The sequence below is a fragment of the Hymenobacter cyanobacteriorum genome (assembly GCF_022631375.1).
Taxonomy (GTDB): domain Bacteria; phylum Bacteroidota; class Bacteroidia; order Cytophagales; family Hymenobacteraceae; genus Hymenobacter; species Hymenobacter cyanobacteriorum.
In genome coordinates, this window is sequence record NZ_JALBGC010000002.1 from 622,435 (window position 1) to 635,576 (window position 13,142).

Genomic DNA, 13,142 nt, shown 5'->3' on the forward strand with positions numbered 1-13,142 from the left:
GGTTGGGAAGAATAAGGATGGAGAAAGCGACTGTTGCGGGCGGGCCGGAATAGACACGTATTCAGCCCTAAAAAGCAGCAGGCCCCGGAAAAAGTTTTCCGGGGCCTGCTGCTTTTTCACTTGCTTTTGCTTTGTCAAAAAGAACGTCATGCTGAGCTTGTCGAAGCATCTCTACCGGGCAACTAATCCGGTCGATTGGATTACCGCTGCGGTAGAGATGCTTCGACAAGCTCAGCATGACGTTCTATTGAGTGCGTTGCATTAAGCGCTGTTTAGAACGAGCCGCGGCGCGAGCCACCGGCATCGCCGCGCCGGCGGCCGCCCTGGTCGCCACCTTCGCGGTTGCCGCCCACGTTCACGCGGGCCCCGCCGCTGCCGAAGCGACGGGCGGTATCGGACTGGCCGCTGCTGGCAGGCGCGGCCGGACGGCTGCGCTCGCCGCTAGGCCGGCCACCGCCGTTGCTGGCGCCGCTGGGGCGCTCGCCGCCGCGACCGCCACCCGAGCGACCGCCGCCGCCTTGGCCACCGCCCGAACGACCACCGCCGCCGTTGCCGCCCTCGCGGGGGCCGGAGCGGGCCGGACGACCAGCCGGGCCCTTGGGCCGGATGATGCGCTCGTTGCCGTGCAGCATCACCGGCTTGATGCGGCCGGATACGAACGGATGCTCGGCTTCCACGTCAATCTGGCGGCTGATGAGCTTCTGGATGTCCTGCAGGTAGGCGCGCTCCTCGTCTTCCACAAACGAGAAGGCGGTACCGAACGCGCCGGCCCGACCAGTGCGGCCGATGCGGTGCACGTAGGTTTCGGGCTCGTTAGGGATTTCGTAGTTGATGACGTGGGTCAGCTCGTCCACGTCGATGCCGCGGGCGGCGATGTCGGTGGCTACCAGCACGCGGGTGCTGCCGGCTTTGAAGTTAGAAAGGGCGCGCTGGCGGTGGTTCTGGCTTTTGTTGCCGTGGATGGCTTCGGCCGGAATCTGGTTGGCGGCGAGAGCTTTCACAACCTTATCGGCCCCGTGCTTGGTGCGGGTGAAGACGAGCACACGCTTGATGTCCTTATCCTGCAGGATGTGGCGGAGCAGGGCGGGCTTGTCATTGTTTTCCACCAGGTACACCGACTGCGTTACCGTATCGGCGGTGCTGCTGACGGGCGTGACGGCCACGCGCACCGGGTTGGGGCGCAGGATGGTGCTGGCGAGCTCCTGAATCTGGCCGGGCATGGTGGCTGAGAAGAACAGGGTCTGGCGCTTGGTGGGCAGCTTGGGCAGGATGCGCTTGATGTCGTTGATGAAGCCCATGTCGAGCATGCGGTCGGCTTCGTCGAGCACAAACACTTCAATCTGGCGCAGGTCGACGAAGCCCTGGTTCATAAGGTCGAGCAGGCGGCCGGGGGTGGCGATGAGCACTTCCACGCCGCGCTTGAGGGCCGCAACCTGCGAACCCTGGCTCACGCCGCCGAAAATAACGGTGTGGCGAATCTGGCTCAGGTGGCGGCCGTAGGCGCCGAAGCTCTCGTTGATTTGGATGGCCAGCTCGCGCGTGGGGGTGAGCACGAGGCAGCGAATGGCACCCCGCGGGTGGCTGGCAACCTGGGCCGTGCGGTGCAGCACCTGCAGGATGGGCACGGTGAAGGCGGCCGTTTTGCCGGTGCCGGTCTGGGCTACGCCGAGCAGGTCTTTGCCGTCGAGCACGTGGGGAATGGCCTGCTCCTGGATGGGAGTAGGGGTGGTGTAGCCTTCTTCTTTGAGGGCTTTGAGGATGGGGTCAATCAGGTTTAACTCGTCAAACGTCATGTGGAGGGGTAAGTAGGGCGTACCGGGCAGCGCGAAAGGGCTGCCGCGGTAAAGTGGTGGCAGGCAATTGCCTGCGAAATGAGTGGTTCAGCCTGCGCCGTAGCATAGGCGGGCATGGCCACGCCGGCAAGGGCCGGGCGTGGGGAGGGTGGGCGGCTCGTCGGAGGCCGACCGATTCCCGGAATGAAGAGGAATTGGAGTGAGGTGCGCTTACTTCGCGGAGACAGCCGAGGCGCGGGGCTTTGCCCGACGCAGCCGGGCAGCGGGCTGCTCCGACGGCGGCCCTGGTGACAACAAAGGTACAACACACAAATCCGACGATGCAGATTATCGAGCGCACCCGGGTCTTCAATGGCCACTACAAAGTCAACCAGCTAATCGTTCAGGACGGCGAGCACCAGCTCCGGCGCGAGCAGTTTGCGCCGGGCAAGGCCGTGGCCGCCCTCGTGTTCGACACGGCCCGGCAGGTGTACGTGCTCACCCGCCAGTTCCGCATCGGCCCGGAAGCGGAACTGCTGGAAATCGCCGCCGGCATGATTGATAAAGACGAAGCGCCCGAAACGGCCGTGCGCCGCGAGATTCACGAGGAGCTGGGCTACAAAATCGACAAGCTGGAAGAAATCGTGTGCATCTGGCCCTCGCCGGGCACCAGCTCGGAAGAAATCACCGTGTATTACGCCGAAGTGAGCCACCGCCCCGGGGCCGGAGGCGGGCTGGCCGAGGAGCACGAGAACATCGAAATGGTGGAGCTAAGCCGGGAAGCGCTAGTAGCCGAGCCGCTGCGCGATGCGAAGACGATAATTGCCGTGCAGTGGATGCGGCTGCGGAAATAATTTCTGGAGTTGTCGCTTCTTAACGAAGCGTAGAGACTTGCCACGGCGTCATCGTCTCAGCATTCAGCAACAAAGCCTCCGCCAGCGGGCTGACGGACAAATCCACAAAGCGCACGCCGTAGCGCGTTTCGGTCGGCGTTTCGATTTCGCGGCTGCCGAAGCTGATGACGCGGCGCAGGCGTTGGGCGTTGCGCCAGTCGCGCAGGGCCACGGCGTTGCCGAAGGCGAAGGCGTTGGCCGGGATGCTGTAGCCCAGTATCAGCGGGCCGCTGTCGATGTCGCCTTCGCTGGTTTCGTAGCTGCCGATGCGTTCGCGGTAGAGCCGAACGACGCCGAAATTGGTGCTGAAATGCTGCTGGTAGCCCCGGTATTGCTCGGCGGCAAGAGCCGGGGCAAAGCGGGAGAGAAAAAAGATACTCCAGCCCAAATGAGAACCCCGCGGCTCTTCGGCCTCCTGGTGGCGGGTGCGGGGCTTGGAGAGCAGCAGGCCGGTGGCGGGGTCGGTGAGGTACTGTCGGGCATAGGCCGCCCACTGCTGGCAGAAAATGCGGTAGGGACTACCCGTCAGGTCGCTGTGGAGTTGCAGCGAGGCTAGCGCCACGGTGTTGTCGGGCACCCACACGCCGCCGGAGTACGATTCGAGGCAATGGTTGGGAGCGGCGGCAAGCCGATGGTGCAGGCTGGCGGAAAGCGAATCGTGCAGGGATTTATAAGGCGAAGCCGGGTCCAGCATGCGGTGGCAGCCCAGCATCAGGTTGAGATGGCCGAGGTAGAGCACCGACACAACTGAATCAGCAGTCACGACGGCATCTGGGTTACGGAAGGCTTGAGCAATGCTGCCCGTCAGCATCTTCCGAATGGCCAGAGAGGTGTAGCGGGCTGCTTCGGGTCGAAAGCTGCTATCCATCTGTGCTATGTTGGTGAAGGCGTACGTCGAATACGACATGGTAAATAAGGACCATTCGGCGTTGCCCAGCGCGAGTAGTTCCGGCGTTTCGGCTTCGGGCTGGGTGATTATTCGCTCCAGATAGCGTGCTTTTTTGTGCAGTTCGGCCGAAGATGGGTAATGGTAGGTAGGCCAGCTGAATGCCACAATAAGTACCGCCAGCGTTACGCCCAGAGCAAGGACCAGTTTGCGCTTCATATTAATAATACTCCAGCCAAAGGGGTAGAAACAAACAGGGCGACACCCGCCTGCGCGAATGTCGCCCCATTGAAGCGAAAAGAAACTATTGCGGCTACTGAGCCGCCGGAATCTCCAGCGTGTAGTCGAACGTCTGGTAGAGCTTGGCGTCGCGGATGCTCACGTTGAGCTCCTGCGGGGCCATACTCGGGAAAGGGATGACGGCTTTGGCCTGGTAGAGGTCGCGGCCGAAGAAGCGGCCGGTGCCGGCGGGCGGGGTGTGGGTGAAAACTTCTTTGCCGGTTTTGTCGGTGGCAGTGATGGTGAGGTTGCCGAGGTCGGCGTTTTTGGGGCCCTGGCGGTGGATGGTGACCACGAGGACGCCCCCGGGGGGCACGGCGCCCACGCGACGCTGGTAGGTGGTGTCGGCCCAGTCGTGCAGCTTCTTGAGGTGGGTGAGCTCGGCCACCATTTCGGTGTAGGTGCGGTAGCCCACGCGGGTGAAGGAGCCGTCGACGTCCTGTTCTTCCTCGGTGTTTTTGGTCACGTTCTTCACGTAGGGCGACTCTTCGTCTTTTTGAGCGAAGGCGTAGCGCTTGCGGCCTTTGGCGGCTTTGCCGGTGGGCTGGGCCAGGGCGGCGCCGGCGCACAAGCACAGCAGCGCAACGGTGAGAAAATGGCGGGCGAGGCGGGGTAACGAATGCATCAGTAGGAATGAAATAAGGGGATGTAGAATGAAGCGGACGACCAACGAAAAATCGGGCCAACAAAGTAACGAAATGCCCGGCGAACTCCGGCTGGTCGTCGCCTGGCGAAATTGCACTGGGCGCGCCGTAATCGGCGTGACGAAAGCATAATCCGGGCGTAATAAAGGCTTCATCGTGGGCGGCGACCTTTGAAACAGGATTTTTCACCGGTTTTCATTGCTTCATCCTATGTATTTCCCGGCTTTGCTTTCGGGGCTGCGCCGCCTGGGGCGCTGGTTCCTCTACGAGTTATTTCAGCTGGCCCTATGGGTGGCCTTTCTGCTGCACACGCTCGGCAGCCTGCGCTCGGCCTTCGGGGGCGGGGGTGAGCTGGGCGAGCGGCGGTCGGGCCCGGCCGTTCGGCCGCGCCGCAGCCCGGGGCCAGCGCGGGGTGGCCGGTTCAACCCAGCGGCAGCCGCATGAACGTAGGACTTGCAAACGTATCGGACTCGCTGAACAGCCAAACCCCGGGAACAACTGGCCAGCCCAAGGCCCGCCGCAAGCGCCGGGTGCAGGTGGCGGTTATCTCCGACGTGCACCTGGGCACTTACGGCTGCCACGCCACCGAGCTGCTGCGCTACCTCAAGAGCATCCGGCCGCAGGTGCTGGTGCTCAATGGCGACATCGTCGACATCTGGCAGTTCAGCAAAAACTACTGGCCGCCGGCCCACATGCGGGTGGTGCGCTACCTGGCCGGCCTGGCCGCCAAGGGCGTGAAAATCCACTACCTCACCGGCAACCACGACGAGCTGCTGCGCAAGTTCGCTGGATTGAAGCTGGGCCACTTCCGCCTCGACAATAAGCTGGTACTCGACCTGCCCCACGGCCGCACCTGGCTGTTCCACGGCGACGTGTTCGACGTGACCATGCAGCACTCGCGCTGGCTGGCCCGGCTCGGCGGCCACGGCTACGATTTGCTGATTCTCATCAATCGCTTCGTAAACTATGCGCTGGCGAAACTGGGCCGCCCCCGCGTGGCGCTGAGTAAGCTGGTGAAAGAGCGGGTGAAATCGGCGGTGTCGGCGGTGAGCAACTTCGAGGAAACGGCCGCCGCCATTGCCGCCGATGAGGGCTACCGCTACGTGGCCTGCGGGCACATTCACCAGCCCGAAATCAAGCCGCTGACGACTGAAAAAGGGGAGGTAATTTACCTGAATTCCGGCGACTGGGTGGAGAACCTCACCGCGCTGGAATACACCGCCGAGGCCGGCTGGCAGCTGTATTACTACAACGACGACCCCGCCATGCAACACCCGGCCGAACCCGAAGCTACCGATGCTGCCGAGATGCTGGCCGATGCCAACCCGGCGGTGCTGCTGGAAGGATTGTTGGCCGAGTTCAAACTGAAGGCGTAAGCGTTTGAGTCATCGAATCGATAGAAAGTAAGAACGTCATGCAGAGCGCAGCGAAGCATCTCGCGTGGAATGGTAATCAATTGGATTAGTGACTGCGAGCGAGATGCTTCGCTGCGCTCTGCATGACGTTCTACTATGCTCCAAATGGCGTTTCAATAGAAAAATCTATCACATGTCCCGAATCCTCTACGCCATCCAGGGTACCGGCAACGGCCACCTCAGCCGCGCCCTCGACGTGGTGCCGCTGCTGCAAGCCCGTTGCGAGCAGCTCGACGTGCTGGTGAGCGGCCCGCCCGCCGACCTGCCGCTGCCCTTCGACGTGAAATACCGGGCCCAGGGCATGGGCTTTTTGTTTGGCAAGAAGGGCGGCATCAACTTCGTGAAGACCTTCGCGCAGTTCAACTCGGTGAAGTTTTTGCACGAAGTGCGGCACCTGCCGGTGGAAAGTTATGACCTGGTCATCAGTGACTTCGAGCCGGTGAGCAGCTGGGCCTGCAGGCTGCGCCACGTGCCCTGTGTGGCCCTCAGCCACCAGAGTGCCGTGCTGCACCCCGCCGCCCCGCGCCCCGACCGCGAGGACCCGGCCGGCCGCGCCGTGCTGAAGCACTACGCCCCGAGCACCGCGCAGTACGGCTTCCATTTCCAGCGCTATGCGCCGGAAATCTCCACGCCCGTTATCCGCCAGCAGGTGCGCGAACTGAGTCCTGTCAACGAGGGCCACTATACGGTGTACCTGCCGGCCTTCGAGGAGGAAATTCTGGTGGAACGGCTACAGCACCTGAGTCGTAGCGTGCGCTGGGAGGTGTTCAGCAAGCACAGCGCCGTGCCGGCCGAGTATGGCAACGTGCGGGTATGGCCCGTGAGCGGCCCGGCCTTTCTCGACAGCCTGGCCCGCTCGGCCGGCGTGCTCTGCGGCGCGGGCTTCGAAACGCCCGCCGAAGCCCTATACCTAGGCAAAAAGCTGCTGGTGATGCCCATGAAGCAGCAGTATGAGCAGCAGTGCAACGCGGCGGCACTGGCCAAAATGGGCGTGCCGGTCATCAAAAACTTCAAGGATAAGAATCTCGATAAAATCGACCAATGGCTGCACCAGGACGAGGTAATTGCCGTTGATTACCCCGACCAGACCGCCGCCGTGATTGACTGGTTGCTGCGCGAGCAACTGCCGGGAAGCAGCTTTAGTAAAACAGCACGTCATGCAGAGCGCAGCGAAGCATCTTTACCGCAGTAGTAAATGAATTGCTTGCGCGGTAGAGATGCTTCGACAAGCTCAGCATGACGTTCAAAAATTGTTTTGAATTCGAGCCGCCACGCTGCACCCTGCCTGACGTTCTATCGTTCCCTGTTTCTGCCAATACCAACCACCCATTCCGCGCCCCGCGCATGACAAAATTGCCTCCCAGCTACACTGAGCCGCTGCCAGCCGCTTTCTACCCCGCTTCCGCGCCGCTGCCGTTTTCCCGCGCCGATTTTGGGCCGGATTTCCAGTGGGGTGCTTCGGCCGCCGCTTACCAGACGGAGGGCGCGTGGCAGCACCAGGGCAAAGGCCCCAGCATCTGGGACGATTTTACGCGGCGCAAGGGCACCATTCGGCGCAACGAGCACGGCCGCGTGGCGGCCGACTTCTACAACCGCCACGAAACCGACCTCGACCTGGCCGCTGGCCTGGGTCTCACCGATTTCCGGTTTTCCGTGGCCTGGCCGCGGGTGCTGCCCGAAGGCATCGGCGCCGTGAACCGCCGCGGCCTCGATTTCTACGACCGGCTGGTAGATGCCTGCCTGGAGCGCGACCTGCGCCCCATGCTCACGCTCTACCACTGGGATTTGCCCAGCGCCCTGCAGGCCCGCGGCGGCTGGGCCAACCGCGACATCGTGGGTTGGTTTGCCGACTACGCCCAGCTCATGGCCCGCCGCCTCGGCGACCGGGTGCCGCAGTGGTGCGTGCTGAACGAGCCGATGGTATTTGTGGGCGCGGGGCATCTGCTGGGCATTCATGCGCCCGGGCGGCGGCACCTGGGGGCGTTTCTGGCGGCGGCGCACCACGCCACGCTGGCCCAGGCCGAGGGCGGCCGGGCCCTGCGCGCCGCCCTGCCCGATTCGGCTCGGATTGGCACCACGTTCTCGTGCTCGCACCTCACGTCGCACCGCCCCGGAAATGCCAACGACGAAGCCGCCACCCGCCGCGCCGACGCCGTGCTCAACCGCTTTTTCGTGGAGCCCACCCTTGGCCTGGGCTACCCCACGGCCGAACTGCCCGCCCTGCGCTGGCTGCTGGAGCGCTACCAGAAACCCGGCGACGAGCAGCGCATGGCCTTCAATTTCGACTTCTGGGGCGTGCAGAACTACACCCGCGAGGTGGTGAAATTCTCGCCCTGGCTGCCGCTGCAATGGGCCGCGCTGGTGCCCGCCAAGCAGCGCGGCGTGCCGCACACCGACATGGGCTGGGAGGTGTTTCCGGAGTCGATTTACCAAATGTTGAAACAGTTTGCGGCTTATCCAAATGCACCAAAGCTGCTGATAACCGAAAGTGGCTCAGCGTTTCCGGATGTGGTAACCGATGGACGGGTGCACGATGTCGCCCGCAAAGCGTACTTGCAGGCGGCCATTGGGCAGGTGCTGCGGGCGCGGCAGGAAGGGGTGGACGTAGGCGGCTATTTTGCCTGGAGCCTGACCGACAACTTCGAGTGGGCCGAGGGCTACGGCCCACGCTTCGGTCTTATTCACGTCGACTACGAAACGCAGGAGCGGATAGTGAAGGATTCGGGCCGCTGGTACGGGCAGTTTTTGGGTGGTGCAGCGGTGACGAAGGAACGAGCACTGGCGGCTGCAGCGCGGACTCTGTGAAGCTGCTTGTTCACGAACTTCAAATCAGACTGGCGAAGGCGCGTACTCGCAGCGTCCACGCTAGTTTATAGCAGCATATCGCGGCAGCTGATAAACTTCTCCACCAGCAGTTCCGGCTGTTGCTCATCGAACTCGCCGAAGCCCAGCACGAAGGCTGGGGCCGGCTGCACAAAATGTATGGCTTCGTTCACGGCCTTGAGATAAGGCGCAATGCGACTTTTGTCGCCTTCGGCCGTCGCAAACTCTTTATCCCAGCGCAGCAATTCCGGGTCTTTGCGCACCAGAAACGGGATGACAAACGGGACGAAGCGACCGAAAATCGGGTTTTCGTCGGTGGTGAGGCGGGTATCGGGCCAGACGTGAAATTCGGCGAATGAGGCTGGCGGTACGGTTACGAAGGAGGCCTTTTCCACCGTCATTTCCGCGAACAATTCCAAGCGGTTGGGCTGGGCGTAGAACTGCGCGTAGGCCGCGTACCACACCGTGAGCCCGGCCGGATTTACCAACTGGTAGGGATGGAATGTGCTGGCAATGCCCAGCCCGCCGTGGTTGCCAATAACCAAGTTGTACAGCTCACCAAACTTCGCTAAATCAGTCGATTGCTGATAAGGCTGGTTGGTGAGCCCGTAGAGGTAGAAGCTGGCGAAATCGTTGAGGGACGGGCCGGTGGGCGCGGTGGGCGGAATGGTGTCGGACAAAGGAAATGGAACCGGTGAAAATGAGGCCGGCGGGGCAAATTTCGGCAATGGATTTCCTTTCAACGCTGTCAGGCGCACAATCTATGAAATCCAGAGTTGTTCGGCCTGTTTGATTTGCCAGTTGCCGTTTACTTTTTCAACCAGCAAAATTTCTCCGAAGCCACAGTTGCCGCCGCAATACATGTCATATCTGAGCAAAGCTTTGGTTTGCGCGGGATTGAACACAATATTTGAAAAGCTAACCGTCCTAATATCCCAATCAAACGGCCTTTTTCTATTCGAGGGGCGTAAAGAAATTTTTGCCGTGCAAAGCTGAAAATCAGCAGGGGAAATGGCTGATTGTAGCGCATTGAGTTGCTGCATGGCGACGGAGGTATCGCCCGGTACGACCTGCAAAAACAACGAGTTTATGCGGGCATTTATTCTGACGAAAGCATCGGGGTGTTCCGTGGGCTGCGATGATGGGGGTAATGTGAAAGGGTAGAGTCCACGCCGCGAATCCGTACCCAGATAAATCGTCTTGAATCGGGCGCTATCGTTGAATAGCCGGTTTTGCTGGATTGCCTCTAATCCTTTTCGAATCGTCCTGTAGCGCTCAAATTCTACGGTGCCTAGCTTAAAATCGGAACCTTGCGGAAACTGTAGTTGGATTGCCTGCCGAATCTGTTCGTTGGCGCTATCGGGCAAATAGCTGCTGTAAAAATGCTGCTCAATAAGCTCCGTCATTACTTGGTTATAAAGACGTTTTTCGGGGTCGGTATGCGAGCAGGGACAAGCCCGAAAGCCGGGCGGGTGTGGTTGGGAGCACGCGGTAAACAGTAATAGAAGTAGGAAAAACGATTTCATAGGCGATGCAATATCAGAAAGCCGCAAGCGAAGCTGATGTAGCTTGCTGAAACTTGCGCTCGGCCTTTCAACGCGGCGCGACCTGTTATCGTCTATGCTCCTCACCATCTCCACCACTTACCATCCCGCCACCGACCTCGGCTACCTGCTCCACAAGAACCCCGCGCGCCTGCAAAGCCTCGAAGTAGCCGGCGGCCAGGCCCACATCTTCTACCCCGAAGCCACCGCCGAGCGCTGCACCGCTGCCCTGCTGCTCGACCTCGACCCCATCGGCTTGGTGCGCGGCCGGGCCGGCGCCTCCGGCGAAGGCTTCGCCCTCGAGCAGTATGTGAACGACCGGCCCTACGTGGCCTCGTCCTTCCTGAGCGCGGCCCTGAGCAAAGCCTTCGGGACGGCCATGAACGGCACCTGCAAAGACAAGCCTGACCTGCCCACCCAGGCCCTGCCGCTAGCCGTGAAAGTGGCCGTCGTCTCCGCACCCGGCCCCGATTGGCCCCGCCGCCTCTTCGAGCCGCTGGGCTACGAAGTAGAAATCGAAACCACCCCGCTCGACCCGACCGTGCCGGAGTGGGGCGACAGCCGCTATTATACCCTACACCTGCGCCACGAGGGTTTGCGCCTGCAAGACGTACTGACGCACCTCTACGTGCTGCTCCCGGTGCTCGACAACGACAAGCACTACTACATCGGCGAGCATGAGGCTGAGAAACTTCTGCATCGCGGCGGCGGCTGGCTGCCCCAGCACCCCGAGCGCGGCTTCATCACGCGGCGGTATCTGCGCTACCTGGCGGCGTATGTGAACCCGACGCTGGAGCGGCTGATGGAAGGGGAAGTTCTGGAGGGCGCCTCACCCCCTGACCCCCTCTCCGAAGGGAGAGGGGGCACCGGTTTTGCTGCGGACGAAACCGGCCAAGTGTCGAATGAAAGTCGTCTGGCTCCCCCTCTCCCTTCGGAGAGGGGGCCGGGGGGTGAGGCGCCCGCAAGCACGGACCCCAAAACCTCGCTCCACGACCAGCGCCTCCAGCGAGTAGCCCACGAAATCTACCAGCTCGCCCCCAAGCGCGTGCTCGACCTGGGCTGCGGCGAAGGCAAGCTGCTGCGCCTGCTCCTGCGCCAGCCCAAAATCGAGTACATCCTCGGCATGGACGTGTCGCACCAGGCGCTGGCTCGCGCTGCCCAACGCCTGCACCTCGACGAGATGCCCCCGCGCCAGCGCACCCGCATTGACCTCATCCAGGGCTCGCTGCTCTACCGCGACGACCGCCTTGCTGGTTTCGACGCGGCGGCCCTGGTCGAAGTCATCGAACACCTCGACCCGAACCGCCTCGCCGCCCTCGAAGCCGTGGTGTTCGGCCAGGCCCGCCCGGCGCACGTCTTCGTCACCACCCCCAATGCCGACTACAACCAACTCTTCGAGAAGCTCAACGCCGGCGAATTCCGCCACGACGACCACCGCTTCGAATGGTCCCGCGCCGAGTTTGCCGCCTGGGCCACCGCCGTGGCGGAGCGGCACGAGTATCAGGTGCGCCTCGTTGGGATGGGAGAGGAGGTGGAAGGCGTCGGCGCGCCCTCGCAGATGGCGGTGTTTGGGATGATTAAATCCGTTTAAGCCGATTCTTGCTTTACGGATTTACTGCACAAGGCCTCCCGTTTCGTATTCCCTCATAAGCCGCTGGAAAAGCGAAAACTTCATTTTTGCCTCCTTGACTATTTGCTCTCGGAATATAAACTGACATTTTCTTGATTGAGCTTCGTAATCTTTTCCAAAACACTTCCGTCGATTTATCCGCGGCTTGGCCAATAACTCTGTAATGGTTGCCAATCCATCCAAAATTAGACATTGGGATAACTGTACTGGAAGGCATTTTTATTTCGAGATTAATAATACCTGTATGACCAGGCCCAAAGTAGGGTTTTCGTGGATTCTGCCCACTTCTTTCTTCTGTCCATCCAGTCCAAGGGTCTGTAATCAGTCCATCGTTTTCATCGTGCAAGGATAATAGCGGCAACGGGCCAGAAGGAATGTGCCAAAGGTTATACTCTGCAAAATCGGGATACAAAAATTCATAGCCTTTTCGAGCAATCTGATTCCCAATGTCTCCTTTGATATTTCGGTGCTGTTGTGCTATCCACTGTGCAGGACCATTTGCAGCCAGAAAGGCAATTTCTGGTTCTTGATTCAACCAATCATTGAGTAATTCAATGTCTGGTGGAAGTAAATACATTGCAATCCATGACATAATTTAAGAACAATGAAATTGTCTATTTCACAATTAAAGCAAGAGCTTATTCCTCTAGAGTTCTTTGCGCCGTAATTCGAAACTCCGTTTTTCTGTCTCGTTTGTGCCGCTCAGCTTTTAATTCTTTAGACCATTTAGACCAATCACGGCTATTATCTGAATTAAAGTGCATCTCGCCGCCATATGATAGGCGAGAGCCTGCTCGAATCATCATGCCATTCAGCGGGCAGGTGTCATAGCCGCACAAGTGCTTTGAATACGTGCCAAAATTCCGATGCCCTGGCTTTTTGCTCTCCCAAATTTTCTGCTGATTGCGCCGAATATCTTCCCAAACCTGATTTTTATCAGCCACTGTCAGACTTTCGCCCAGCGTACTCACCTCGAAATACGTCTGAGGGTCCTTCAACTGCAGAAATTCAAACGTCTTCGCAAAAGCCGCAATAGCGACTTTCCGCAACTCAAGTTTCTCTTCGAGGCTGAGTTTCGTGGTTTCCACGGTGGAGCGAAACAGGCCCAGCGTGTTGAAGTCCGTGAACTTCTTGTGGTTCTCAATCAGGTGCAGATACTCCCCGTAGGTGAGCGTGTTGAATTGCTTGCCGACTTTCATAATGATGTCTCAATAGTGGGTAGTTGTGCCTAATCTTGTATTCGGCAATTCTACGCC

At 60.4% G+C, this 13,142-nt stretch carries 13 protein-coding genes; 6 read left to right on the forward strand and 7 right to left on the reverse strand.

The window, feature by feature from the left end; translation table 11 throughout:
* Nucleotides 1–272: 272 nt before the first annotated feature.
* Nucleotides 273–1,793 carry a DEAD/DEAH box helicase gene (locus MON38_RS07750; RefSeq protein ID WP_241935588.1) on the reverse strand — a complete coding sequence of 507 codons (1,521 nt, stop codon included), beginning with the start codon at nt 1,791–1,793 and terminating at the stop codon, nt 273–275.
* A 320-nt stretch (nt 1,794–2,113) separates the two neighbouring features.
* On the opposite strand from MON38_RS07750, the gene MON38_RS07755 reads away from it, so the two are divergent.
* A complete protein-coding gene (locus MON38_RS07755; RefSeq protein WP_241935589.1) occupies nt 2,114–2,626 on the forward strand; it encodes an NUDIX domain-containing protein in 513 nt (170 codons plus the stop codon).
* A 19-nt stretch (nt 2,627–2,645) separates the two neighbouring features.
* Here the strand turns inward: MON38_RS07755 and MON38_RS07760 are convergent, their stop codons facing one another.
* Together MON38_RS07760 and MON38_RS07765 are read right to left on the reverse strand one after the other, a co-directional pair.
* Nucleotides 2,646–3,770, reverse strand: coding sequence for a hypothetical protein (locus MON38_RS07760; RefSeq protein WP_241935590.1), 1,125 nt, complete (start codon nt 3,768–3,770; stop codon nt 2,646–2,648).
* Between the two features lie 94 nt (nt 3,771–3,864).
* Nucleotides 3,865–4,455, reverse strand: coding sequence for a hypothetical protein (locus MON38_RS07765; RefSeq protein WP_241935591.1), 591 nt, complete (start codon nt 4,453–4,455; stop codon nt 3,865–3,867).
* Between the two features lie 229 nt (nt 4,456–4,684).
* On the opposite strand from MON38_RS07765, the gene MON38_RS07770 reads away from it, so the two are divergent.
* The 4 genes from MON38_RS07770 to MON38_RS07785 all read left to right on the forward strand — a co-directional run bounded on the left by MON38_RS07770 (nt 4,685) and on the right by MON38_RS07785 (nt 8,694).
* Complete coding sequence (locus MON38_RS07770; protein WP_241935592.1) at nt 4,685–4,918, forward strand: hypothetical protein; 234 nt, start codon at nt 4,685–4,687, stop codon at nt 4,916–4,918.
* Nucleotides 4,915–5,850 carry a UDP-2,3-diacylglucosamine diphosphatase gene (locus MON38_RS07775; protein WP_241935593.1) on the forward strand — a complete coding sequence of 312 codons (936 nt, stop codon included), beginning with the start codon at nt 4,915–4,917 and terminating at the stop codon, nt 5,848–5,850. The genes MON38_RS07770 and MON38_RS07775 overlap by 4 nt, the downstream gene beginning before the upstream one ends.
* A 172-nt stretch (nt 5,851–6,022) precedes the next feature.
* Entirely contained in the window at nt 6,023–7,081 is a 1,059-nt protein-coding gene (locus tag MON38_RS07780) for a glycosyltransferase family protein (RefSeq protein WP_241935594.1), read from the forward strand.
* A gap of 152 nt (nt 7,082–7,233) precedes the next feature.
* Complete coding sequence (locus MON38_RS07785; RefSeq protein ID WP_241935595.1) at nt 7,234–8,694, forward strand: GH1 family beta-glucosidase; 1,461 nt, start codon at nt 7,234–7,236, stop codon at nt 8,692–8,694.
* Between the two features lie 65 nt (nt 8,695–8,759).
* On the opposite strand, the gene MON38_RS07790 is transcribed toward MON38_RS07785, so the two are convergent.
* Entirely contained in the window at nt 8,760–9,392 is a 633-nt protein-coding gene (locus MON38_RS07790) for a hypothetical protein (protein WP_241935596.1), read from the reverse strand.
* An 81-nt stretch (nt 9,393–9,473) separates the two neighbouring features.
* Nucleotides 9,474–10,118, reverse strand: a complete 645-nt coding sequence (locus MON38_RS07795) for a hypothetical protein (RefSeq protein ID WP_241935597.1) — start codon at nt 10,116–10,118, stop codon at nt 9,474–9,476.
* A gap of 214 nt (nt 10,119–10,332) precedes the next feature.
* Between MON38_RS07795 and MON38_RS07800 the strand changes: the two genes are divergently transcribed.
* The gene (locus tag MON38_RS07800) at nt 10,333–11,847 is read left to right on the forward strand and encodes a 3' terminal RNA ribose 2'-O-methyltransferase Hen1 (protein WP_241935598.1); all 1,515 of its coding nucleotides are present in this window, start codon (nt 10,333–10,335) and stop codon (nt 11,845–11,847) included.
* A gap of 13 nt (nt 11,848–11,860) precedes the next feature.
* Here MON38_RS07800 and MON38_RS07805 read toward each other — a convergent pair whose 3' ends face one another.
* Together MON38_RS07805 and MON38_RS07810 are read right to left on the reverse strand one after the other, a co-directional pair.
* On the reverse strand, nt 11,861–12,478 hold the full coding sequence (locus MON38_RS07805; protein WP_241935599.1) for a hypothetical protein: 618 nt from the start codon (nt 12,476–12,478) through the stop codon (nt 11,861–11,863).
* 46 nt (nt 12,479–12,524) lie between these two features.
* Complete coding sequence (locus tag MON38_RS07810) at nt 12,525–13,085, reverse strand: hypothetical protein (RefSeq protein ID WP_241935600.1); 561 nt, start codon at nt 13,083–13,085, stop codon at nt 12,525–12,527.
* Nucleotides 13,086–13,142 lie beyond the last annotated feature (57 nt).